Annotated in this window: 21 protein-coding genes and 4 tRNA genes; 16 read left to right on the forward strand and 9 right to left on the reverse strand. The window is 64.5% G+C overall.

Features of this window, described 5'->3' with window-relative positions; genetic code table 11:
• Positions 1-279 precede the first annotated feature (279 nt).
• From HCH03_RS11075 to HCH03_RS11090, 4 genes are all read right to left on the reverse strand, one after another.
• Entirely contained in the window at positions 280-1140 is an 861-nt protein-coding gene (locus HCH03_RS11075; protein ID WP_221689542.1) for an ABC transporter ATP-binding protein, read from the reverse strand.
• On the reverse strand, positions 1137-3164 hold the full coding sequence (locus tag HCH03_RS11080) for a dipeptide/oligopeptide/nickel ABC transporter permease/ATP-binding protein (protein ID WP_221689543.1): 2028 nt from the start codon (positions 3162-3164) through the stop codon (positions 1137-1139). Before HCH03_RS11080 ends, HCH03_RS11075 begins: the two co-directional genes overlap by 4 nt.
• A 1-nt stretch (position 3165) precedes the next feature.
• Entirely contained in the window at positions 3166-4122 is a 957-nt protein-coding gene (locus tag HCH03_RS11085; protein ID WP_080142486.1) for an ABC transporter permease, read from the reverse strand.
• Positions 4123-4399: 277 nt separating this feature from the next.
• Entirely contained in the window at positions 4400-6013 is a 1614-nt protein-coding gene (locus HCH03_RS11090; protein WP_221689544.1) for an ABC transporter substrate-binding protein, read from the reverse strand.
• A gap of 299 nt (positions 6014-6312) precedes the next feature.
• On the opposite strand from HCH03_RS11090, the gene HCH03_RS11095 reads away from it, so the two are divergent.
• The 4 genes from HCH03_RS11095 to HCH03_RS11110 all read left to right on the forward strand — a co-directional run bounded on the left by HCH03_RS11095 (position 6313) and on the right by HCH03_RS11110 (position 11869).
• The gene (locus HCH03_RS11095; protein WP_246599963.1) at positions 6313-6789 is read left to right on the forward strand and encodes a very short patch repair endonuclease; all 477 of its coding nucleotides are present in this window, start codon (positions 6313-6315) and stop codon (positions 6787-6789) included.
• A gap of 265 nt (positions 6790-7054) precedes the next feature.
• On the forward strand, positions 7055-10597 hold the full coding sequence (gene nifJ / locus HCH03_RS11100; protein WP_221689545.1) for a pyruvate:ferredoxin (flavodoxin) oxidoreductase: 3543 nt from the start codon (positions 7055-7057) through the stop codon (positions 10595-10597).
• 523 nt (positions 10598-11120) lie between these two features.
• Complete coding sequence (locus HCH03_RS16830; protein ID WP_080142496.1) at positions 11121-11456, forward strand: type II toxin-antitoxin system MqsR family toxin; 336 nt, start codon at positions 11121-11123, stop codon at positions 11454-11456.
• Positions 11457-11473: 17 nt separating this feature from the next.
• On the forward strand, positions 11474-11869 hold the full coding sequence (locus HCH03_RS11110; protein ID WP_368042446.1) for a type II TA system antitoxin MqsA family protein: 396 nt from the start codon (positions 11474-11476) through the stop codon (positions 11867-11869).
• 113 nt (positions 11870-11982) lie between these two features.
• Here HCH03_RS11110 and HCH03_RS11115 read toward each other — a convergent pair whose 3' ends face one another.
• Both HCH03_RS11115 and HCH03_RS11120 read right to left on the reverse strand, forming a co-directional pair.
• Complete coding sequence (locus HCH03_RS11115; RefSeq protein ID WP_221689547.1) at positions 11983-13038, reverse strand: NAD(P)H-dependent amine dehydrogenase family protein; 1056 nt, start codon at positions 13036-13038, stop codon at positions 11983-11985.
• Between the two features lie 179 nt (positions 13039-13217).
• Positions 13218-14504, reverse strand: a complete 1287-nt coding sequence (locus HCH03_RS11120) for a PLP-dependent aminotransferase family protein (protein ID WP_221689548.1) — start codon at positions 14502-14504, stop codon at positions 13218-13220.
• 299 nt (positions 14505-14803) lie between these two features.
• On the opposite strand from HCH03_RS11120, the gene HCH03_RS16445 reads away from it, so the two are divergent.
• Positions 14804-16279, forward strand: coding sequence for a twin-arginine translocation signal domain-containing protein (locus HCH03_RS16445; RefSeq protein WP_246599964.1), 1476 nt, complete (start codon positions 14804-14806; stop codon positions 16277-16279).
• 175 nt (positions 16280-16454) lie between these two features.
• A complete protein-coding gene (locus HCH03_RS11130; protein WP_080142519.1) occupies positions 16455-16637 on the forward strand; it encodes a hypothetical protein in 183 nt (60 codons plus the stop codon).
• An 81-nt stretch (positions 16638-16718) separates the two neighbouring features.
• Here HCH03_RS11130 and HCH03_RS11135 read toward each other — a convergent pair whose 3' ends face one another.
• The 3 genes from HCH03_RS11135 to HCH03_RS11145 form a co-directional block, all read right to left on the reverse strand.
• Entirely contained in the window at positions 16719-17225 is a 507-nt protein-coding gene (locus HCH03_RS11135) for a DNA-deoxyinosine glycosylase (RefSeq protein WP_221689549.1), read from the reverse strand.
• A 34-nt stretch (positions 17226-17259) separates the two neighbouring features.
• Complete coding sequence (locus HCH03_RS11140) at positions 17260-17772, reverse strand: YbhB/YbcL family Raf kinase inhibitor-like protein (protein ID WP_221689550.1); 513 nt, start codon at positions 17770-17772, stop codon at positions 17260-17262.
• A gap of 109 nt (positions 17773-17881) precedes the next feature.
• Positions 17882-19030 (reverse strand): coiled-coil domain-containing protein, encoded by a 1149-nt coding sequence (locus tag HCH03_RS11145; protein ID WP_221689551.1) that lies wholly within the window; start codon positions 19028-19030, stop codon positions 17882-17884.
• Positions 19031-19667: 637 nt separating this feature from the next.
• Here HCH03_RS11145 and HCH03_RS11150 point away from each other — a divergent pair.
• From HCH03_RS11150 to rplA, 10 genes are all read left to right on the forward strand, one after another.
• Positions 19668-19752 (forward strand) — tRNA-Tyr (locus HCH03_RS11150).
• A 7-nt stretch (positions 19753-19759) separates the two neighbouring features.
• A tRNA-Thr gene (locus HCH03_RS11155) sits at positions 19760-19835 on the forward strand.
• Positions 19836-19845: 10 nt separating this feature from the next.
• Positions 19846-19922 (forward strand) — tRNA-Met (locus tag HCH03_RS11160).
• 86 nt (positions 19923-20008) lie between these two features.
• Positions 20009-21211, forward strand: a complete 1203-nt coding sequence (tuf, locus tag HCH03_RS11165; protein ID WP_080142526.1) for an elongation factor Tu — start codon at positions 20009-20011, stop codon at positions 21209-21211.
• 111 nt (positions 21212-21322) lie between these two features.
• Positions 21323-21472, forward strand: a complete 150-nt coding sequence (gene rpmG, locus HCH03_RS11170; RefSeq protein ID WP_041239432.1) for a 50S ribosomal protein L33 — start codon at positions 21323-21325, stop codon at positions 21470-21472.
• A gap of 24 nt (positions 21473-21496) precedes the next feature.
• A tRNA-Trp gene (locus tag HCH03_RS11175) sits at positions 21497-21573 on the forward strand.
• 122 nt (positions 21574-21695) lie between these two features.
• Entirely contained in the window at positions 21696-22145 is a 450-nt protein-coding gene (secE, locus tag HCH03_RS11180; protein ID WP_080142527.1) for a preprotein translocase subunit SecE, read from the forward strand.
• 3 nt (positions 22146-22148) lie between these two features.
• Positions 22149-22685: a transcription termination/antitermination protein NusG gene (gene nusG, locus HCH03_RS11185; protein ID WP_080142529.1), complete on the forward strand. Its 537-nt coding sequence runs from the start codon at positions 22149-22151 to the stop codon at positions 22683-22685.
• Positions 22686-22798: 113 nt separating this feature from the next.
• Positions 22799-23305: a 50S ribosomal protein L11 gene (rplK, locus tag HCH03_RS11190; RefSeq protein ID WP_080142530.1), complete on the forward strand. Its 507-nt coding sequence runs from the start codon at positions 22799-22801 to the stop codon at positions 23303-23305.
• A 118-nt stretch (positions 23306-23423) separates the two neighbouring features.
• Positions 23424-24134: a 50S ribosomal protein L1 gene (gene rplA, locus HCH03_RS11195; protein WP_080142532.1), complete on the forward strand. Its 711-nt coding sequence runs from the start codon at positions 23424-23426 to the stop codon at positions 24132-24134.
• Positions 24135-24367 lie beyond the last annotated feature (233 nt).

Consider the following 24367-nt stretch of genomic DNA (forward strand, 5'->3'; position numbering starts at 1 on the left):
AGGGTCGACCACAAGAAAAGCGCCTCGGCTTTACGCTCACCAAGCCAAGGCGCTTTTGAATCCTCCTGTTGCGATGTTTCCCAATCTGGGGGCTGTCGGGGCAGGCGGCGAGGTCCTTTTTGTCATCCTGAGCGAACGAAGGGAGTCGAAGGATCCCGCGCGGTGTCAACTGCAATACTTCCCGCTGTCGCCGCACGGGATCCTTCGACTACGCGCCGACGGCGCTCCGCTCAGGATGACAGGGGGGGGGGTCGGCGCCCCCCCTGCCGCAGGTCGCCGTTACTTCCCCAGCTCAGGATGCAAAAGCGAGGGTGCCGCGCCCAGAAGCAGCTTCGTGTAGGCGTCCTTGGGGTTCGAGAACACCTCTTCGGCCGTGCCGCGCTCCACCGCCTCGCCCGCGTTCATGACGATGATGCGATCGGAGATGTAGCGCACCGTCTGGATGTCGTGGCTGATGAACACCATCGACAGGCCCAGGTCGCGCTTCAAGTCCATGAGCAGGTTCAAAATCTGCGCGCGCACCGACACGTCGAGCGCGCTCGTGGGCTCGTCGGCGATGATGGCGTCGGGGGAGAGCGACAGGGCGCGGGCGATGGCCACGCGCTGCCGCTGGCCACCGGAGAGCTGGCCCGGCAGCGCGTCGAGCACCGATCCCGGCAGGCCCACCATCTCGATGAGCTCCTGCACGCGCGCCTCGCGCGAGGTCTTGTCGCCGATCTTGTGCACCACGAGCGGGTCCATGAGCTGGTCGTGCACGCTCATGCGCGCGTTCAGGGCCGTGGCCGGATCTTGGAACACCACCGATATCACGCGGCCGATCAGGCGCCGCTCGGCGGCGGTGCGCTTCGTCACGTCCTTGCCCTTGAAGAACACCTTGCCCGAGGTGGGCTGCTGCAAACCGCACATGACGTTGGCCGTCGTCGACTTGCCGCAGCCGGACTCGCCCACGATGCCGAGCGTCTGGCCCGGCATGAGCTTCAGCGTCAGGCCGCGCACGGCCTGAACCTTGTTGGGGTGGAGGATCGAACCCGTGCGCGTCTTGAACGTCACGCGCACGTCGTCGAGGAAGATGATGGGAGTGGGCTCGCCGTCCGCGCCCTCCGGCGCGGCGACGGCCTCGTTCAGTTTCTCGTCGCTCATAGCAGCGGACCTCCTGGCACGTAGGGCTTGATACCAAGTCGTTTGAGCTCGCTGTCAGGCAGCTCGCCGTAGTAGTGGTCGGTGCCCTCCACGCGCTTGAGCACGGGGCGCAGCTGCGAGACCTTGTCGGGGTGGCTCGAGCGCGGCGTGAAACGGTCGCCCTCGGGGAAGTCCTTGGGACTGGGAACCGAGCCCGGCACCTGGTGCAGGCGCGCGCCGCCGGCTTCGATGGACAGCACCGAGCCCAGCAGGCCGCGCGTGTACTCGTGCACGGGATGGCACAGGATGTCCGTGACCGGACCCTGCTCGACCACCTGGCCGGCGTACATGACGGTGATGGAGTTGGCCACCTCGGCCACGAGGGCCAGGTCGTGGCTCACGAACACCATGGCGAAGCCCAGCTCCTTCTGCAGCTTGTTCAGCAGGTCGATGACCTGCTTCTGCACGGTCACGTCGAGCGCCGTGGTGGGCTCGTCGGCTATGACGAGCTTCGGGTCGCGCGTGAGCGCCATGGCGATGAGCACGCGCTGGCGCTGGCCGCCGGAGAGCTCGTGGGGGTACGACCCCAGCGTGCGCTTCGGATCCAGGCCCACCAGCTCCAGCAGCTCCTCGGCGCTGCGGGTGCCGCCGCGCTTGGTGAGCTGCTTCATCTGCGACTTGATGAGCATCGACGGGTTCAGCGACGACAGGGCGTCCTGGTAGATCATGGCGATCTCGCGGCCGCGCAAGGCGTTCATCTGGCGCTGGCTCATGGACAGCAGGTTCTGCCCGTCGTAGAGCACCTCGCCCGTGACGGTGGCCTTCGGATCGAGCAGCCCCATGATGGTGAGCGACGTGATGGACTTGCCGCAGCCCGACTCGCCCACGAGGCCCATGGTCTGGCGCGGGCGCACCACGAAGCTCACGTGGTCGACCACGTTCACGTCGCCGTGGCGTGGGAACTTGATGCACAGGTCCTTGACCTCCAGGATGGGCGGCACGTCGGTGCGCGCCTCGAAGCGGTCGGTGCGCGTCTTCTCCACCGCCTGCAGCTGGGCCAGGCGCTTCTCCAGCATCTCGGCCTGAGCGGCGTAGGCCAGCGTCGGGTCGGCGACCATCTTGTCGGCCTCGCGATTGGCGGCCAGGGCGTCGTCGGCGGCCTTGACGGGAGCCTTCGGGGCCGCGGCCATGGCGTCGGTGATGCCCTCGGACAGGATGTTCAGGCACAGCACCGTGATCATGATGGCCAGGCCCGGGAACAGCGCCTGCCACCAGCGGCCGGCAAGCACGCCGCCTCGGGCGTCGGACAGGATGTTGCCCCACGTGGGCGTGGGCTCGGGGATGCCGGCGGAGATGAACGACAACGAAGCCTCGAACACGATGGCGTCGGCCACCAGCACGATGGTGAACACCATGACCGGGGCGATGCAGTTGCGGATGACGTGCTTCACGAGGATCCACGGGGCGCGGGCGCCCGACACGACGACGGCGCGCACGTAATCCTGGTTGTATTCGCTCACCACGTTGGCCCTCACGATACGCGCGATCTGCGGTATGTAGAGGAAGCCGATGGCGAAGATGAGCGAGGGCACCGAGCTGCCGAACGCGATGACGAACGTGGCGGCCAAGGCGATGCCGGGGAAGGACATGACCACGTCGAGGATGCGCATGATGACTTCCGACACCCACTTGCGCGACACGGCGGCGATGGCGCCGATGATGGAGCCGCAGATGAGCGCGAAAGCCGTGGCGCCTAAGCCGATGATGAGCGAGTAGCGCGCGCCGTACATCATGCGCGACAGCACGTCGCGGCCCTTGTCGTCGGTGCCGAACAGGAACTGGGCGTCGGGGGCCTGGCGGGCGGTGAAGATGGCGTACGGGTCGTGCGGCGCGATGATGTTGGCCAGCACGGCGATCATGACGATCAGGACGAGCACGATAAGCGAGATGCGCGACCCGATGGACATGGCCTTCCAACGGCGGAAGTGCACCTTGCCGGGGTTGGATTCCAGCTTTGTCGTTGTGTTTTCTCGAAGTTTAACCATGTCACACCGTCCTGATACGCGGATCGATCAGGATATAGAGCATATCCACGATGATGTTGATGATGATGAACGTGATGGCCACCACCAGCACGACGCCCTGCACGAGCATGGTGTAGCTGGACGTGATGCCCGAGAGGATGGCCATGCCCATGCCGGGCAGGTTGAAGATGACCTCGATGACCACGGCGCCGCCGATAAGGTAGCCGATGCGCAGGCCCAGCACCGTCACGGGCGTGATGAGCGCGTTGCGCAGCACGTTGCGCGCCACCACGACGCTCTTCGGAATGCCGGCGCCGAGCGCCGTGCGCACGTAGTCGCGGTCGAGCTCCTCGACCATGGACGTGCGGATGACGCGCGTGAGCTGGCCCGAAACCGGCACGCCCAAAGCGATGGCCGGCAGCGCCATGCGGGCGAGCCAGCCGCCGGGATCCGAGGTGAGCGCCGGCAGGGGGCCCGAGGCGGGCAGCACGTGCAGCATGGACGAGAACAGCAGGATCATGAGCACCGCCAGCCAGAACGACGGCGTCGCGATGCACGCGATGGAGAACACGCGGATGATCTGGTCGGGCCATCGGTCTCTGTACAACGCCGAGACCACGCCCAGGATCACCGCCACCACCACGCCGATGATGAGGCCGAAGAACGTGAGCTGGAGCGTGACGGGCAGCGCCTGGCCGATGCGCTCGGCCACGGAGGCGTTGTTCGCCCCGTACGTGCCCAGGTCGCCTTGGGCCAAGCCCACCATGTAGTTGCCGTATTGCACGAGGATCGGCTCGTTCAGCCCGTGGTCCTCACGGTACTGCTGGACTTGCGCCTCGGTCGCGTTCTCTCCCAGGACCGAATACGCTTGGTCGATGGGGGAGAGCGCCATGACGAAGAATACGAGGATGGTGACACCGAATATCATGATCGGCAGCGCTATCAGGCGTCTCCCGATCATTCTTAGCAGGTTGTTCACCGCACCCTCCTTTCGCTCTGGACTCTGATCGGTTATCGTTGGCGACCGTTTGTTCTCGCGTGCATGGAAGCCATGACCCCTCTTCAAACAGCCAACCTTATTCTATATGACCGCGTGCGGTTTGCCGGTGGAAAATAGGGCGTGAAGCAAGAAAGACGGTGCAGGTGAGCGCGGCGAAAGGCGGCTCGTCGCGCCTTTCGCCGCGCTACCCATGAAAAGGGCCCGCTCCGATGGAGCAGGCCCTTTCGAAACGCGTTAAACCAACAAGGCTGAAACCTTACGCCTTGGGGCTGGCGCCCAGGAACACGAGACCCGTCGTGGCGATGGGCTTGAAGCCGGAGATCATGCTCTCCTGGTAGCCCGTGGCGATCTGACGGTGGAACAGCGGGTACAGCGGCACCTGCTCGGCCAGAAGGTCGAAGCACTGGTTCCACAGATCCTGCTGCTTGGAGCTGTCGGCCTCGCGCGCCTGCTGCATGAGATCCTGCAGCTCGGCCCACTTGCCGTCGGCGGCCTTGCTCCAGCACGTGCGGCCCTGCGTCCACACGTTGTCGCCGTACCACCAGCTCATGAGCAGGTCGGGGTCGTTACCGAAGCAGGTCGGGTCGCCCGGCGTGAGCATGACGTCGTAGGAGAGCGTCGAGTCGGAGGCGGCGTACTCGCTCCAGTTGACCTTCTGCTCGTCGATGGTGCACTCGACGCCGATGGCCTTGAGGTCTTCCTGGATCTGCGGAGCGAGGTCCTTGACCCAGTTGTTGTTCACGACGAGCGTGAAGGCGAGGTTCTCCTGGCCGGCCTCGGCGAGCAGGCTCTTGGCCTTGTCAACGTCGTGCGTGTAGACCGTGGCGGCCTTGTGGTAGTTGGCATGCTCTTCCGGCAGGAAGCCCGTGACCGGGGCGGCATGGCCGTTCAGCTGGTTGGAGATGAGCTTGTCCACGTCGATGGCGTAGTAGAGGGCCTGGCGCACGCGGTAGTCGTCGAACGGGGCCTTCAGCGTGTTGAACATGAAGAACGCCTGGTTGAAGCCCTGGGCGTACTCGACGGTGGCGCCGGCGGCGGAGAGCTGGTCGGCGTTGGCGTCGGGCACGTTCTCCATGACCTGCACCGTGGCCTCCTGCAGCGCCGTCGTGCGGGCGGTGCCGTCGAGCAGGATGTTCCACTCCATGGCGTCAGCCGTGGGCTTGTACTGGCCCTCGTAGTTCGGGTTCGGGGCGAACTTGATGGTGCCGCCGTCGTCGCCGTTGACGCTCTCGTACATCCACGGGCCGGAGCCGATGGGCATGGTCTTGAGCTGGTCCTCGGTGAGGGAGGCGGGGAACACCTTCGCCACGGACAGGCGGTCCTTCAGCAGCGCGAAGGGGTACTTCAGCTTGATGGTGACCGTCTTGTCGTCCTTCTCGGCAACCGAGTCGATGAACGACAGGAACGCGCCGCAGGTGGCGTCGGCCATGTTGACCTCGAGGGCGTTCACCACGTCGGCCACGGTCACGTCCGTGCCGTCGGAGAACTTGGCGCCGTCGCGCAGGGCGATTTCGTACTCGGTGTCGGTGACCTTCGTGGGGTCGCCGGCGGCAAGCGCGTTGTAGGTCTTGTAGGTGTGCAGGTCGAGGTCGTACAGGCCCTCGAACACATGCCACGTGGCGGCCAGCATGAGCGCGGAGCCGCCGTTCAGGCCCACGGGGTTCACGTTCGTGGACGTGTAGGCGCAAGCGCCCGTCAGGGTGCCGCCCGCAGCGGGAGCGTCGGTTCCGGCGTCCTTCTTCGGCTCATCGGTCTTCGTGTCGCCGCCTCCGCCGCAACCGGCGAGCGCGAGACCGGCGGCCGTCGCGGCGACGGCGCCCCCCGCAAGGAACGTGCGGCGGGACAAAGGTGCTTTCAAAGGCTGTTCCATAGGTTTCCCTCCATTCGGTGACGGGGCCTTCCTGCCCCGAGCATACGCGCATGCTTGCGCACGCGCACAACAGCTCCGCCTATTATGGTGCAAAACCGCTCGAAAATAAAGAACTTGTAAGCTCAATATTGTTCTTACTATTCTAGTAGGAGAATATATGAACTGGGGAAACGCGTGTTATCATGCGACGTATGGACAGATGTAAGCAGATGGTAAACGCCCCGTTTGGTGCGCGTGCACGAGGGGAGTCCTCGGATTCCGAAGAACGCCCGGCGCGTTTCCTCGCCCGGGTCGAGCTCTTGGCGATCCATGCACTGCCCGCGCCGGCCCGCGTGGCGCCTCCGCCCGCCTCGAGCGAGGCCGTGCGCAAGTCCATGCAGGGCAACAAGCGCAGCAACACGAAGCCCGAGCTGCTGGTGCGCGCTCGGTTGCGGGAAGCGGGGCTCACGGGCTACCGTTTGCAGTGGAAGGTGCCCGGCCGCCCCGACGTGGCGTGGCCGGGCAAAAAAACGGCGCTGTTCATCAACGGCTGTTTCTGGCATCGCTGCCCGCATTGCAAGCCGCGCCTTCCCAAAAGCAACGTCGAGTACTGGGTGGTGAAGTTCGAGCGCAACGTCGAGCGCGACGAGCGGAGCCAGGCCGCCCTCGAGGCCATGGGCTGGAAGGTCCATGTCGTCTGGGAATGCCAGCTGAAGAAGAAGACCATCGACGCCACCATGGCCGAGCTCCTTCCCCAATTGGCCGAGGAGTTGGGAAAGGAATTGAGCTCTTTTTAATAGCATATCCCGCTCTCCATAGTCTGGTCACAATTCGCGCCGTCGCCGATCACCCGCGCCCCCGTGCATGCCGTCCGCCGCCGCGTCCCTCGAGCCGACTAAAGTGCGCTGGTATCATAAACGGTGTTTTCCCAAGGGAAGGCGAGCGTCAAGCGAGAGGATGGGTGGAGGTCCGTCGGCGCGTCCGCGCCCGCGTACCGCATAGCGCTTGTGCGCTCCCGCGCGAGCTTTCGGCCAGAGCAGGTCCCCTTCAAAGGAGAGGTGTATGACGAGAGAATTCAAGTCCATGGACGGCAACAACGCCGCAGCGTACGTATCCTACGCGTTCACCGAGGTGGCGGGCATTTACCCCATCACCCCGTCGAGCCCGATGGCCGACCTGGTTGACCAGTGGTCCGCCGCCGGCCAGAAGAACATCTTCGGCACGAAGGTGAAGGTGTGCGAGATGCAGTCCGAGGGCGGTGCCGCCGGCGCGGTGCACGGCTCGCTGGCCGCAGGCGCGCTCACCACCACCTACACGGCCTCCCAGGGCCTGCTCCTCATGATCCCCAACATGTACAAGATCGCCGCCGAGCAGCTGCCGAGCGTGTTCCACGTGAGCGCCCGTACGGTGGCCACGCAGGCGCTTTCCATCTTCGGCGACCATTCCGACGTCATGGCCTGCCGCCAGACGGGCTTCGCCATGCTGGCCGAGACCAACGTGCAGGAGGTCATGGACCTGTCCGCCGTGGCGCACCTGGCCGCCATCAAGGGCCGCGTTCCCTTCATCAACTTCTTCGACGGCTTCCGCACGTCCCACGAGGTGCAGAAGATCGCCGTGTGGGACTACAACGACTTGGCCGAGATGTGCGACATGGACGCCGTGCGCGCCTTCCGCGACCACGCGCTCAACCCCGAGCATCCCGCCATGCGCGGCAGCCACGAGAACGGCGACGTGTTCTTCCAGCACCGCGAGGCCTGCAACAGCCACTACGACGCGCTGCCGGCCATCGTCGAGGACTACATGCACCAGGTGAACGCCAAGCTCGGCACGAACTACGAGCTGTTCAACTACTACGGCGCCCCGGACGCCGACCGCGTGATCGTGGCCATGGGCTCGTTCTGCGACGTGGTGGAAGAGGTCATCGACTACCTGAACGCCCACGGCGAGAAGGTGGGCCTGGTGAAGGTGCGCCTGTACCGTCCGTTCGTGAGCGAGAAGTTCATGGCGGCGCTGCCGGCAACCGTGAAGAAGATCGCGGTCATGGACCGCACGAAGGAGCCGGGCGCGCTCGGCGAGCCGCTGTACATGGACGTGGTGAACGCGCTTGCGCACGAGGGCAGCACTGATCTTGTCGTGGTGGGCGGCCGCTACGGTCTGGCGTCGAAGGACACCCCGCCCTCGTCGGTGTTCGCCGTGTACAAGGAGCTCGAGAAGGACGCCCCGGCGCGAGAGTTCACCGTGGGCATCGTGGACGACGTGACGAACCTGTCGCTGCCCGAGGATCCCGCGAGCCCCAACACGGCTGCTCCGGGCACGGTGGAGTGCAAGTTCTGGGGCCTCGGCGGCGACGGCACCGTGGGCGCGAACAAGAACTCCATCAAGATCATCGGCGACCACACCGACAAGTACGTGCAGGCCTACTTCCAGTACGACTCGAAGAAGACGGGCGGCGTGACCATCAGCCACCTGCGCTTCGGCGACTCGCCCATCCGCAGCACCTATTATGTGAACAAGGCCGACTTCGTGGCCTGCCACAACCCCTCCTACGTCACCAAGGGCTTCCGCATGGTGAACGACGTGAAGCCGGGCGGCACGTTCATGATCAACTGCCAGTGGACGCCGGAGGAGCTTGAGCACCACCTGAACGCCGAGGCGAAGCGCTACATCGCCAACAACGACATCAAGCTCTACACCATCAACGCCATCGACCTTGCCCGCGAGATCGGCATGGGCAAGCGCACGAACACCATCCTGCAGTCGGCGTTCTTCACGCTGGCGAACGTGATCCCGCAGGACGAGGCCATCCAGTACATGAAGGACGCGGCCACGAAGTCCTACCTGAAGAAGGGCCAGGACGTCGTGGACATGAACCATCGCGCAATCGACGCCGGCGCCACCGCGTTCGTGCAGGTGGAGATACCGGCCAGCTGGGCCGACGCCGTGGACGAGGGCGAGCAGCCCGCGCTCGAGGGCCGCGCCGAAGTGGTGAAGATGGTGCGCGACATCATGGAGCCGGTGGGCCGCATGGACGGCGACCGCCTGCCCGTGTCGGCCTTCGTGCCGCACGTGGACGGCCAGTTCGAGCAGGGTGCCGCTGCCTACGAGAAGCGCGGCGTGGCCGTGAGCGTGCCCGCGTGGGACGCCTCGACCTGCATCCAGTGCAACCAGTGCGCCTTCGCGTGCCCGCACGCCACCATCCGCCCGTTCGCGCTCACCGAGGCCGAGGCCGCGGCGGCTCCGGCGGCCATCACGCTCGTGCCGGCGAAGGGCAAGGCCGCTGCCGGCCTGCAGTACACGCTGGCCGTGTCGCCGCTCGACTGCATGGGCTGCGGCGTGTGCGTGAACGTGTGCCCCTCCGACTCGCTTTCCATGGTTCCCACGGAAAGCCAGCTCGACCAGCAGGAGGTCTTCGACTACTGCGTGGAGGCCGTGTCCGACAAGCCCGAGCTGGAGGATGCCAGCGTCAAGGGCAGCCAGTTCAAGCAGCCGCTGCTCGAGTTCTCGGGCGCCTGCGCCGGCTGCGCCGAGACGGCGTACGCCAAGCTCGTCACCCAGCTGTTCGGCGACCGTATGTACATCACGAACGCCACGGGCTGCTCGTCCATCTGGGGCGGCCCGGCCGCCACGTCGCCGTACGCGGTGAACAAGGACGGCCACGGCCCGGCCTGGTCGAACTCGCTGTTCGAGGACAACGCCGAGCACGGTCTGGGCATGCTGCTGGGCCACGAGGCGGTGCGCACGCGCCTGGTGGGCAAGCTGGAGGCCATGGCGGCCAACGACAAGACCCCGGCCGACACGAAGGAGCTCATCGCAACGTACCTCGACACGCTGGAGGACGGCGAGGCCAACGCCCAGGCGGCGCGCGCCCTCGTCCCCGCGCTCGAGGCCGCCGCTGCGGCCGGCTGCCCCGAGGCGCCCGAGGTCCTCGAGGACAAGGACTACCTGGGCGCGAAGTCGTTCTGGATCTTCGGCGGCGACGGTTGGGCTTACGACATCGGCTACGGCGGACTCGACCACGTGCTGGCGTCCGGTCAGAACGTGAACGTGTTCGTGTTCGACACCGAGGTGTACTCCAACACGGGCGGCCAGGCCTCCAAGGCGTCCAACATCGGCCAGGTGGCGCAGTTCGCCGCCGCCGGCAAGGACATCAAAAAGAAGAGCCTCACCGAGATCGCGATGAGCTACGGCTACGTGTACGTGGCGCAGGTGGCCATGGGCGCCAAGCCGGCCCAGACCATCAAGGCCATCGCCGAGGCCGAGGCGTACCCCGGACCCTCGCTCATCATCGGCTACTCGCCCTGCGAGATGCACTCCATCAAGGGCGGCATGGCCAACTGCCAGGACGAGATGAAGAAGGCCGTGGACTGCGGCTACTGGAACCTGTTCCGCTTCAACCCGGCCGCCGAGCCCGGCAAGAAGTTCACGCTGGACTCCAAGGAACCCGCAGGCGGCTACCAGGAGTTCCTCATGAACGAGGCGCGCTACAGCCGCTTGACCCGCGAGTTCCCCGAGCGCGCCACCGAGCTGTTCGAGCGCAACGAGCAGGCCGCCATGGACCGCTACGAGCACCTGCTGAAGCTGAAGGACCTGTACGCTCAGGCGTAGGAGTTCCGCGGGCCTCCGGCCCGCGGAACCGGCCGACGCTGCGGTCGGCCGTGGCACCCGACCTCGCGGCGATGCCGAGGGCTCGCGTACGCAAGTACGCTTCGCCCTCGCCATCCCCACGATCTCGTGCACCACGGCCGACCTCGCTGACTTACTAGCGCCAACCCGTACGTTAGTTATGCGAGCGTAGCTCGCATAAGGGCCGCCGGATTGCTCCGGCGGCCCTTTTTGTATTCAGCTCGCTTTTCGATACCACTCCGCGTAGGGGCGGCCTGCTGGCCGCCCCTACGCGGCACCTTTGCAGCTCGCCACGCCGTGTGGCAAGCGCACCGCTTGCTCGCGACCAGCCGCTTCCTATCTTGATGTTGTACATAATTCGTTGTACGCGTCGCCCTGAAAAAGCTCATAACAAAAGTGGTTGGACAATCTCCTAACCCATTGGGGACAGCCTACGTCTTTACGGAGGTGGTTCCATGGTCGGGTTCGTTTTCACTTCTTGCATAAATGGTAGCGTGGTGCTACCATGATACCTGAACGAAGCAAGCCGCAGTACGATTTGGGAACCGTGAAGAGGCTGGTATTCGACGGCTCGTATGCTGAAACGAAAAAGAGCACCCAATGGCTCAGAAACCATGGATACGATCCGTCGATAGCGCGAAGGATACTTTGCTCGCTTGCAGATGATGAATTCGTCGAATCGTTGCCGCCCGCTCGCGACGGTGGGTTGTGGGCCGACGTGTACCGATGCGCTTTCGAAGACGAAGAAGCAGACGGGTTGTTCTACGTTAAGTTCGTCGTGTCTGACGAGTCGCTCGTCGTCGTTTTGATGTCGTGCAAAGAGTGGGGGTATGGATGGTAGGCAAGCTTGCTCGATGCGTGGAATGCGGCGCCAAGGTCAATTGGATCACGGGCCCGGTCGAATGGGATGTCAAGGGCGAGCGCATCGCGGTCGACAAGGTCGAGCATGGGGTATGCTCGGTATGCGGCGAAACCTATTTCAACGAGGGGGTTTCGAGCGATGTTCAGCGGCGCGCCGTCGATGCTTACAAATCCGCTCATGGCTTGCTTTCGGGTGCGGAGATTCGCCTGTTGCGCCAGCGACTCGGGTTGTCGCAGGCCCGTTTCGAGCAGCTCATCGGCGCGGGTCCCAAAACGGTGGTTCGCTGGGAGAACGGAACCGTGTTTCAAAATCGCACGGCCGACACGCTCATGAGGGTGCTGCGCGATTACCCCCAGGTGGCGCAGGACCTTCTTCGCCGCGTCGACGCTTGACCTTTGAGGGCGAAAAAAGGGGGCGCACCGCCGAAACAGTCAGTGGCGCGCCCTTCGTAGGGGCGGCAAGCGCCCCATGCGGCTTCGCAGTGCCGCACGCCCTTCCCGCGGCGCTAGCAGCCGCAGTCGCATCCCTCGTCCACGTACAGGTTCATCGGGTACGCCAGGTACTCCACGGGCTCCAGCTTCTCCACGGTCACGAAGCCCGGCGGCGCGGCGAGGATCGTGGGAATGCGGTTCACCACCGTCGCGCAGGTGTGCTCCGGCGTGGCCGGCTTCGCCACGGAGAAAGACGTGTCCGGCTCGCCGAACAGCTTCCACGTGCACAGGTCGCCGTCGTCGGGTCCGTACACCTTGCCGATGCACTGCGTTTCGATCACGGGCCCTTGGAACGTCTCGGTGGTCACCACGGCGCTCATGCCGATGCAGCGTCCGGCGGGAATCGTCTCGCCCATGGTGGCGGAGTACGTGTCCTCCTCGGCGATGAAGGGCACGGATTTCTGCGTCTGGCTCTTGATAGTCCAGCCGAAAAGCGACGCCAGCGCCTCGTTCGAGTTCCACACGTAGGACGGCTCGATCTCTTCGGGGTGGGCGAGCGTCGCCTCGAACTCCTCGGGCGTGAGGCCCACGCCGTGCGCCTTCGCCAACGCCAAGCCGTAGTCCTCCACGTTGTAGCTCGTGGCGCCTTCTATGCGGTCGATGCGGTGCACGCCGCCCGCCACGCAGCCCACGAGGTTGATCCAGAAGATGTCCTGCATGCCCGACCCCACGATGGTGCAGCCCGTCTCCTTCGCCAGCGCGTCGAGCTTGTTCGTGAGCGCGGCGGCCGTCGTCCACGGGTAGATGGCCTCCTCGCAGGTGGTCACCACGTCGATGCCGCGCGCGGCGCACGCCTCGAACATGGGATAGACGTCTTCCACGAAGCTGAACAGCTCCAACACGGCGATATCGGCATCGCATTCGTCGAGCACGCGCTCGGCGTCGCTCGAGATGGCCACGCCCAGCTTGCAGTCCAATCCGGCGAACTCGCCCGCGTCCATGCCCTGGAGCGCCGGGTCGGTGTCGATTGCGCCCACGATCTCGGCGCCCTTCTCGTGCAGATAGCGCAGCGTGAGCTTCGCCATCTTCCCGCATCCGTACTGCACCACGCGGATCTTCTCTCGGTTCATGATGCCTCCTTATCGGTCGGGTGGTTCCTCAAGCCCGATTGTAGACCCCTCGGCCATCCCCGTCGAGGCCGTTGCGATACGGTAACGAGCTTTAGAAAGAGTGCCCGAGAAGCAAGAAGCGGCTCGACGCAGAGACGTCGAACCGCTCGAAAAGACGAAGCGCGCATGTGACCGCTGGTTTATGCCAGCAGCTTCTCCGCCAGGGCCAGCTTCACGCAGCACACGAACACGTCCATGGCGGCGTCCAGCTCGTCCAGCGGGGGCAGGGTGGGGGCGATGCGGATGTTGGAGTCGCGCGGGTCCTGCTTGTACGGCCAGGTGGCGCCGGCGCCCGTCATGGTCACGCCCGCCTCCTTGGCCAGCGACACGATGCGCTTCGCCGTGCCCTCGGGCGCGTCGAACGACACGAAGTAGCCGCCGCGCGGGCTCGACCACGAGCAGCCGCCCACGTCGGCCAGGCCCTCTTCCAGCTTGCTCACCACGAGCTCGAACTTCGGGCGCAGGATGGCGGCGTGCTTGGCCATATGGGCCGCCAAGCCCTCGGCGTCGTGCAGGAACTTCACGTGGCGCAGCTGGTTCAGCTTGTCGTAGCCGATGGTGCCCACGCCCATGCGCTTCTTGATCTCGGCGATGTTGTCGGGGCTGGCCGCGATGGCGGAGATGCCCGCACCGGGATGGGTCACCTTCGACGTGGAGGCGAACTTGAAGTAGCGGTCCGGGTTGCCCGCCTCGCGGCACGCCGCGCCGATGTCGAGCAGCTGGTCCTGGTCGGCCGCGTCGTCGTAAAGATGGTGCACGCAGTAGGCGTTGTCCCAGAAGATGCGGAAGTCATCCGCCGCGCACTCCATGGCGGCCAAGCGGCGAACCACGTCGTCGGAGTACGTGACGCCGCCGGGGTTCGAGTACTTCGGCACGCACCAGATGCCCTTCACGGACGCGTCGCCGGCCACCAGGCGCTCGACCTCGTCCATGTCCGGGCCCTCGGCGGTCATGGGCACGGGGATCATCTCGATGCCGAACGCCTCGGTCACGCCGAAGTGGCGGTCGTAGCCCGGCACGGGGCAGAGCCATTTCACGCTCTCGTACTGGCACCACGGCACAGAGCCCAGCGTGCCGAAGTCCAGGCAGCGCGCCACGGCCTCGTACATGAGCGAAAGGCTGGAGTTGCCGCCGATGACGATGTTCTCGGGCGCCTCTTCGACCATGCAGGCCATGAAGCGCTTGGCCTCGGGCAGGCCGTCCAGCACGCCGTAGTTGCGGCAGTCCGTGCCGTCTTCGGCGCGGCAGTCTTCGGCCGTCGTCACCAGGGACAGCATGGGCATGCTCAGGTCCAGCTGGTCGGCGCCGGGCTTGCCGCGCGCCATGTTGAGCGCGAGGCCGCGCGCCTTGATCTCGGCGTACTGGGTCTCGAGCTCGGCTTTGCGCGCGCCCAGCTCGTCTGTCGACAGGTCCGCGTACGTTGTCATCGTCATCCTTTCGCTCTGCGGTGTCATGTCCATCAGCCAGTATACGACTTGCCCCCGCATGCGTCGACCGCGATTGCACGGGGGAGCCCATTTCCCGCGCGAACGCCTGGCCCGCTTTCGCCGCGCGGGATCCTTCGGCTCCGGCGGCAAAACGCCGATGGATGATAAAAATAATCCATCCTGCGAGCTGCTCGGCCAGGCGATTCAGGCTGTTATGGTGATGCGCCTCATACCGGCTCCCTCTTACGATGCCGCTTGCCCGCACGCGCGGGCAGGACCATACGAGGAAGGGACGAACCATGGAATCCATATCGCGCAGGAAGTTCTTAGGGCTCGGGGCGACGGCGGCCGCGGTAGCCGCAGGCGGCGCCCTTGCGGCAGGTTGCAGTTCTCCGGATCCCGCACATCAAGGATCGGCCGACTCGAATTCGGGAAGCGGCAAAGCGGTCGACTTCTCGAAGATGGAAGCGGGCACGTTGAAGGTGGGAGCCGGGCATGCGGACATCAAGCTCGACGCGTACTGCCCCATCGAAGAGGGCAACACCCAGGCGGGCGGCACGCCCGACTTCGTGCATTCGGAGGGCTACTACACCAACGTGCACGAAGGACACGACCTGCGCTTCTCCATCGTCCTTATCGAATTCAACGACCAAAGGTACGCCATCAGCTCCATCGAGCACGTGAATCCGGTCAACATCGACGCCGACAAGAAACTCATCGAACAGCTCACCGGCGTGGATCCTGCGAGCCAGTGGTACCACAACCCGCACGTGCTCAGCGCTCCGCACGACATTCCCCAGGAGGCCATCGATGCGGCTATCACGGAGGCGTGCGAGGCCGCCACGGCGAGTCTGCGGGACGCGAAGTACGGCTTCGGCGAGGGCGTGACCTACGCGAACACGAACCGCTGCTACGAGACGGCCGCCGGATGGAACCAGGTGTCCAACGACGCCGGGAACACCGACCACGTGCTGCCGGTCATGCGCTTCGACGACGCCAAGGGCAATCCCATCGCCATCCTCTACACCGTGAACATGGCCGCAGGCACGTTGGAGAACGCCATGAACTCCGAGATCGACCCCGCCGGCCGCCAAATAACCTGCGACATCGCCGGACTGTCCGAGCGTGCCGTCGAGGAATACTACGGCGGAGACTGCGTGGCCGTCTACTTCGCCGGATGCACGGGCGACCAGTGGGGCAGCGTGCGCGCCGAGTACAACTACGTGACCGGCCCGAAGGACGACCTCGAGTACAAAACCGGGTTCTTCGACACCGCTGCGGGCTTCCTCATGCTCGACGTGGCATCGAGCCGCTTGGCCGTCGCGGTCATCGACGCGGCGAACGGGATCGAGACCGGCGACGCGCACGTCGTGGCGTACGAGAACCAGAAGTTCGAGTACAAGCAGCTGGACAAGGACAAGCTGAAGGCGGGATCCGATCCCAAGACGTTCCAGTACGTCCAGTCGGAAAGCAAGCCCACCTGCACCACGGACGTGTCCGTGTTCGCCATAGACGACGTGGCCTTCACCGGCGTCAAGCCCGAGATGAACATCCAATCGCTGAAGGACGTCCGCGCGGGCTCGCCCTACGCGCACAACATCATGCAGTGCTGGGTCAGCTTCGACGGCGATTCCGTGCAAGGCTACCTGCCCGACCAGGAGGGTTTCGACCAGAGCGGCAAGCAGGCGTCCAAGACGAGCTTCATGCCCGGATCCGCCGAGGAGATGGTGGGGCACGCGGTGGACATGCTGGATAACCTGTATCCCCAAGCTTGACGGAGCGCCGCCGCATGCGGCGGACGTCGGCGGGTCAACCGTCCGGCAACCGCCGCATCTCAGCGGCGCGGGGCTCGGCGCGGCATGCGCCAAGGCGTCTACGATGCGCTTGAAGCGAACGGCGCGACCGGTTGCGCCCGATGCGCATCCGGTCGCTTTCCCGAAAGGAGGCGCCATGCCCATACCGAACCCGCGTGCGAACGAGAAGAAGGAAACCTACATCTCCCGTTGCATGGAGACCGTCACGAAAAACGAGAAAGACGAGTTCCCCTCGCAAAAGCAACGCGCTGCCATCTGCTATTCGACCTGGGACCGCTGGCAAAAGGAGCACGGCCATCCCGAGAAGGCCGAGAAGTAGCGGCTGGGGAGGGACGGGCGGAAACGACGTGCGTCGACATGCCCGCCGCGGCTCGCTCGGCGCACGGAGCGGCCACCGGGGTCAATCCAATTCCAGCGCGTCCAGAAGCGGTCGGTAGGCCTCGACGAGGTCGTTCAGGCGCATGCGCGCGTTCGCGGGGCTCGTCGAGGGCAGGGCGACGTGCGGCACGCCCGGCAGCATGCCCGCGCAGTGGCGGCGGTACAGCTCTGCCGCCTTCGAGCCCGTGGTGAACACGGCGGAAAGCGGTGCCGCGGCGCCGATGCGCGCAAGGTCGTTCGGCCGCGCGTCGGTTATGGACGCGTCGGAGGCGCCCTGTATGGTGCACGCGGCCAGCACGTCCCAAAGCGCGATGCGGTGCGCGAGTAAAAAGGCCGTCCGGGCGGCGTTGCCCTGCGGCTCCGGCTCGCCGAACAGCGCGCCCATAACCTTCCAGAAGCGGTTCTGGGGATGCCCGTAGTAAAATCCCACCTCGCGCGACTTCGGCGAGGGCATCGTGCCCAGCACGAGCACGCGCGACCGCGCGTCGAAGACCGGCTCCAGCGTGTGGGTTATGCGTGCGGGCTCCACGACCGTGCGCGCCTTGCTCGTTCGCGTGCGCCGGCTACGCGCGGCTCGGCAGCTCGAGCGCGGCCTCGTCCAGCACGTGGCCGCGGATGGCGCGGCGGAACTCGTTCAAGTAGTAGCCTTCGGCCAGGTCGAGCTCGCAATCGAGCGCGTACACGGTCAGCGTGTAGTCATGCGTCTTGTCGGGCGGGTACGGGCCGGCGTAGCGATGGATGATGCGCGGGTCGGTGTGCGAGCCCGCCAGGGGCGACCAGTCGCTGTTCGAGCCCTGCACGCACGGCACGGCGCCCGACGCACTGGCGTTCTCGGGGATGAGGCGCGTGTCGGCGGGGAAGTTGCACGCGATCCAGTGGATCCAGCAGAAGCCTCCCACGGGTATGGCGTCCCAGTCAAGGAGCGTGAGCGCCAGCGACCGGGCGTTTTCGGGAACGCCGTCTATCTCGATGGGAAACGACACGCACGGATGGCCGTCGACGGTGTCCTCGACGGGCGCGTACTTGCCGTAGCGGTCGGGGAGGAGGCCGTTTTCCAGGTTCACGGAGATGTTCATGCGACGCGCTCCTTTCACGGGCGGCGAGAGCCGCGGGCTGCTTCGATTCCCATTATACAAAAAAGGAGGGCCGAAGCCCTCCTTGCGAAACCGGGTTGAAACGATGCGGCTAGAACTGCAGCGCGCAGGTGAAGCCCGCCCACGAAAGGGCGTCCGTGTCGCGCACGTACGCGTTGAAGGTGGGGGCGTGCACGTAATGCGATCCGCCGTAGCTCACGGCGATGCCCACGTGCTGGGGACGGTACAGCACGTCGCCCGGACGCGCCTGGGACACCGGCACGATGTTCTTAGCGCAGGCGTACAGCGACTCGGTGTAGTGGGGAAGCGAGATGCCCACCTGCAAATACGCCCAGCGCACGAGGCCCGAGCAGTCGAAAGCGTCGGGGCCTTCGGCGGCCCAGACGTAGGGGCATCCGATGCGGCTCATGGCGTAGTCGGCCACAGAGCTGTAGGACCCCACCGATCCGCCGCCACCGCTGTACGAAGGGGGAACGTAGCTGTTGTTCCCGCCGCCGCCACCGGACGGAGGGGTGTAGGAACCGCCGCCACCGCCGTTGTTGGAGCTCTGAGCCTGCTGCCTGGCCGCCTCTTCGGCAGCGGCCTGCTCGGCGGCCGCGCGCGCCGCCGCCGCCTGCTCCTCGGCGAGCAGCGCCTGGGCCTCGGCGTCCAGGGAGTTCACCAGCTCGGTGGCCTGGGCGACCTTCGCCTCGGCTTCCGCTTGGATCACTTTGGCTTCCGCGGCCTTGTCGGCGGCGATCTTCTCTTGGCGAGCGTATTCGTCCTTCGACGCCTGGAGCTCTTCGCGCAGGGTCTTCGTCTCGTCGACCATGGTGCCGTCGTTCTCGTTCATCTTGTTCAGCAGATCCCAGTTCTGCGTGAACTCCTCGAACGACGATGCGCCCATGACAAAATCGAGGAAGCTCGACGAGCCGGTGCGGTACATGCTGCGGGCACGCGTTCCCAGCTTGTCCTGAAGGTCGGCGATCTTGCCGTTAGCTTCATCGATCTTGACTTGTTCGGCTTCCATGGCCGCCTGGGCGACCTCTTGCGCGTCGAGCGCCTGCTTGTAGCTGTCGGCGGCGGCTTCGAGGTCCGCCTGGAGGCCGACGAGTTGGTTGCGGACGGCGTCCGCCTCGGCCTGCTTCTCTGCAGCCGTCGCCGCGAAAGCGGACGAGGGTGCTACGATCGATGCGGCACCGAGCGCGACGGCACCGCCAATGAACGCTCGCCTGCTGAGTCCGTTTGTATGCTCCGTCATTCAAAAACCTCCTGAATTGAGCACGTAGTATGTGTGGGCAAAAGCAGTGCGAATCATAGCACGTTTGCGCAGATGGGCAAAAAATGTTGTGAACGTGTTTCATAAGTCCAGATCAACGCTAGGGGTTTCCCAAGCGGTCGCCGCGCAAGCGTTTCGAAGTCGTCGCGCGAAGGCAAACAAGCCGTGGAACTGGGGAAATGTTCAACCACAAGGTATTGGGGCTCGGCGTTCTACATGTTGTGGGGCTCGTGCTGGACGAACCTCGCGGCGGCTTTCCTCGGCTCCTCTGGCGCGGCGCTGGTGCAGCCGCACTATAAAGAAGGGCCGCACCGCCGCCCGCTCCCGTCCGCTGTTCCCGCGTCCTGAGGGCTCCGGAATAGCTACTATATATAGGTGAGCCAAGCGCGCAGCGATAAGCTGCGGCTCGCGAGGGGAAACCTCCATGCGGGGAAGGCGCCCGCGCTCCCTTCGCGCGCGTTTCCGCACGAAAAAGGAGGAATCGTGGAGACACACCCGGGGGCGTGTAGGTAGTTGACACGTTGATGATCCTAGCGTATTATTCATCTGCTCGCGCGTTCGGAACATCCGAAACACGCGGCAGGCAGCTTGATAAATACACATGAATTGAGCGAAACAGGGGCGTGTGCCCGAGTGGTTAAAGGGGACGGGCTGTAAACCCGTTAGCTATGCTTACCTAGGTTCGAATCCTAGCGCGCCCACCATCTAGTCGCCTGTGTAGCTCAGCAGGTAGAGCACTTCCTTGGTAAGGAAGAGGTCGTCGGTTCAAGTCCGATCGCAGGCTCCATTTCAAACATGGCGGTGTAGCTCAGTTGGTTAGAGCACACGGTTCATACCCGTGGCGTCACTGGTTCAAATCCAGTCACCGCTACCATTTGATTATTCCGCGTCCGCTTGTCGGACGCGTCATTATTTTGTTTTGATTTTCGCGCAAGCGAACCTTAATAAGGAGGATGAAACATGGCTAAGGAGAAGTTCGAGCGTTCCAAGCCGCATGTTAACATCGGCACCATCGGCCACGTCGACCACGGCAAGACGACCCTCACGGCCGCCATTTCCAAGACGCTGTCCGAGAACGACGGCACGCACGGCTCCGCCCACGCGGACTTCACGGCCTTCGAGAACATCGACAAGGCTCCCGAGGAGCGCGAGCGCGGCATCACGATCTCCATCGCTCACATCGAGTACGAGACGGATTCCCGCCACTACGCGCACGTCGACTGCCCCGGTCACGCCGACTACGTGAAGAACATGATCACGGGTGCTGCCCAGATGGACGGCGCCATCCTCGTTATCGCCGCCACCGACGGCCCCATGGCCCAGACCCGCGAGCACATCCTGCTTGCCCGTCAGGTCGGCGTTCCCTACATCGTCGTGTTCCTGAACAAGTGCGACATGGTCGACGACGAAGAGCTCCTCGAGCTCGTCGAGATGGAAGTTCGCGAGCTGCTCGACAGCTACGAGTTCCCGGGCGACGACACCCCGATCATCCGCGGCTCCGCTCTGAAGGCCCTCGAGGGCGACAAAGAGTGGCAGGAGAAGGTCTGGGAGCTCATGGACGCGGTCGATTCCTACATCCCCACGCCGGAGCGAATGATCGACAAGCCGTTCCTGATGGCCGTCGAGGACACCATGACCATCACCGGCCGCGGCACCGTTGCCACCGGCCGTGTGGAGCGCGGTACGCTGCACGTGAACGACCCGCTGGAGATCATCGGCATCAAGGAGACCCAGAACACGGTCTGCACCGGTATCGAGATGTTCCGCAAGCTGCTCGACGAGGCCCAGGCCGGCGACAACATCGGCTGCCTGCTCCGCGGCGTCAAGCGCGAGGAGATCGTTCGCGGCCAGGTTCTCTGCAAGCCCGGTAGCGTGACCCCGCACACCGAGTTCGAGGGCCAGGTCTACATCCTGACGAAGGAAGAGGGCGGCCGCCACACGCCGTTCTTCGACGGCTACCGTCCGCAGTTCTACTTCCGCACGACGGACGTGACGGGCGTTGCCCACCTTCCCGAGGGCACCGAGATGGTCATGCCGGGCGACAACGTGGAGATCAAGGGCGAGCTCATTCACCCGATCGCCATGGAAGAGGGCCTGCGCTTCGCTATCCGCGAGGGTGGCCGCACGGTTGGCTCCGGCCGCGTGACGAAGATCATCAAGTAACACCGTTTTACCTGAACGCGGAGCCCGCGCTTGCGGGCTCCGCCCTTGAAAATTCATGTGTATGCCGATTACGTTATCAAGCTCGACACGTAAGCGATAAGAGGAGAATTCATGCGTACGTTGGTCACTTTGGCCTGCACCGATTGCAAGCGCCGCAATTACACGACCAAGAAGAACAAGCAGAACAATCCTGATCGCATTGAGTTGAAGAAGTACTGCAAGTGGTGCGGTCATCACACGACGCACAAAGAGACTCGATAGCGTTATCAGGGTAGGACAAGCAATAGGCCAGTAGCTCCAATTGGTAGAGCGGCGGTCTCCAAAACCGCATGTTGGGGGTTCGAGTCCCTCCTGGCCTGCCAGCTTGTTAATCTTGAGCAGCTTGCATTCAGGTTGCTTGTTCGAGCAGCTTGGAATCAGGCTGCTTGTTTGGCGTTTAGACGGATAACGATTTTCCCGGTTTTTTCTAGGGCGAAGGAATCAGATGGCGAAGAAATCGAAAACACAGCGCGCAAAGGCTTCGGCCGCGCGTGCCGCAAGAAAGGCGCAGGCCCTCGAGGCCGAGAGCGCCGCTGTCGAGGCGAAGGATATCGCCGAGGCCGATGCCGCCGCAACCGAACCCAAGAAGCGGTTTTTCAAAAAAGCCGACAAGGCCGAGTCCCCGGTCGCCGACAAGCAGGGCAAGAACATAGAGAAGCAGGCCGAGAAGAAGCCTGAGAAGAAGGTCGAGGCGAAGCCGAAGAAGCGCCGCTTCGGTTTCCTGAAAGACGTGCGTTCCGAGATGAAGCGCGTGACGTGGCCGACGAAGCAGGACGTGCTCCGCTGGAGCGTCGTGGTCGTGGTCGCGCTGCTGTTCTTCGGCGTGTACGTGGCCTTGCTCGACAACGTCGTCATCACGCCGGTGCTCGTGGGCATTTCGAGTCTGGGGGCATAAGGCATGTCGAAGAAGTGGTACGTTCTGCACACCTACTCGGGCTACGAGAACAAGGTGAAGAAGAACCTGGAGACGCGCATCGAGACCATGGGCCTCGAGAACAACGTGTTCGCCATCGAGATCCCCACCGAAATGGTGACGGAGATCAAAGAGGGCGGGCGCCGCGTCGAGAGCGAGAAGAAGGTGTTCCCGGGCTACGTGCTCGTCCGCATGGAGCTGGATGATCGCAGCTGGGCGGCCGTGCGCAACACGCCGGGCGTCACGGGTTTCGTGGGCAGCCAGGGCAACCCGGCCCCGCTCACCCGCGAGGAGTACAACAAGATCATGGGCATGGGCAAGCCGCGCGCCGGCGCCCCGAAGAAGACCTCCTCGTCCATCGAGGTGGGTCAGTCCGTCAAGGTGGTCTCCGGGCCGCTGGCGGAGTTCGACGGCGTGGTGTCGGAGGTGTCGCCCGATGCCGGCAAGGTGAAGGTGCTCGTGTCCATCTTCGGACGCGAGACCCCGGTGGAACTCTCGTTCGACCAGGTCGCCAAGATTTAAGAGCGAACATAAGCGGCGTCGCGTGCCCGCGTGGACCGGGGCTTCTCATTCGACACCAACCGCTGTGTTGATAGATTGATTTTGAATTTGAGTCAGCTGAAAGGATAGCTCTCATGGCTGAGAAGAAGCAAACCGGCTTTATCAAGCTGCAGATTCCCGCAGGCGCCGCCAACCCGGCTCCTCCGGTCGGTCCGGCCCTTGGCGCCCAGGGCGTCAACATCATGCAGTTCTGCCAGGCGTTCAACGCCCAGACGCAGGACCAGTCCGGCACCATCATCCCCGTCGAGATCACGGTGTACGAGGACAAGTCGTTCACGTTCGTGTGCAAGACCCCGCCGGCGGCCATCCTCATCAAGGAGAAGCTGGGCATCAAGAGCGGCGCGGGCATCCCCCACATGCAGTCCGTGGGCACGCTCACGGAGGATCAGCTCCGCGAGATCGCCGAGATCAAGATGCCGGACCTCAACGCGAACACCATCGAGGCCGCCATGGAGATCATCGCCGGCACGGCCCGCAGCATGGGCGTGCGCATCGAGGGTCGCGAGATGAAGATCAAGTACGTGCCCTCCAAGAAGGTCGCAGCCATGCTGCAGGGCAAGACGCTGGACGACGAAGAGTAGTTGCCGGCAGGTTCCATCAAGCGTGAACGCGGCCGCCCGAACCGGGCGGCCGCTTGAGCGATAGAAGACAGTGGAAGGGCGCCCCGCGCGTCCGCTACGAACCACGAAAGGAAGCACCATGACGAAGAAGTCCAAGAACTACCGCGCCGCTATCGAGAAGATCGGCGAAGAGGCGTACGCGCCGCTCGCGGCCATGAACCTGGTGAAGGAGGTGTCCTCCGCCAAGTTCGACGAGACGATCACGGTCGACTTCCGCCTGGGCATCGACACCCGCCAGGCCGACCAGCAGCTCCGCGGCACCGTGAGCCTGCCGAACGGCTCGGGCAAGACGGTCCGCGTGGCCGTGTTCGCCGAGGGCGAAGCCGCCCGCGCCGCCGAAGAGGCCGGCGCCGACATCGTGGGCTCCGACGAGCTCATGCAGCAGATCCAGGCCGGCGAGTTCAACTTCGACGCCGCTGTGGCCACCCCCGACCAGATGGGCAAGGTCGGTCGTTTGGGCAAGATCCTCGGCCCCCGCGGCCTCATGCCGAACCCCAAGCTCGGCACCGTCACCAACGACGTGGCGAAGGCCATCAACGAGCTCAAGGGCGGCCGCGTGGAGTACCGCGCCGATCGCTACGGCATCGCGCACGTCATCATCGGCAAGGCCAGCTTCACGGCCGAGCAGCTCGCCGAGAACTACGGTGCCGTGTACGACGAGATCCTGCGCATGAAGCCGGCTGCGGCCAAGGGCAAGTACGTGAAGTCCGTCTGCGTGTCGTCCACCATGAGCCCCGGCATCTCGGTCGATTCCTCCGTGAACCGCAACTACACGGAGTCCGGCGAGTAGATCGCGCGTTCGACGCCGACTGTTTGAAGAAGGGAGCCTGCGGGCTCCTTTCTTTTTGCCTCATTGGCGAACAGATGTTTCATGTGAAACATCTGAGCTGGCATGTGGCCTCAAGGTTGTTTCAGGGCTGGTAGGCGGCTCCAAGACAGCTTCAGCGGTCGTTTCGACATTCCGATTTCGGCATTCCGCGGAGTTTTCGCATTTCGCAGAGCGCTGTCTTATTCGATGGCGAA

The sequence above is a fragment of the Gordonibacter massiliensis (ex Traore et al. 2017) genome (assembly GCF_019731765.1).
Classification (GTDB): Bacteria; Actinomycetota; Coriobacteriia; order Coriobacteriales; family Eggerthellaceae; genus Gordonibacter; species Gordonibacter massiliensis.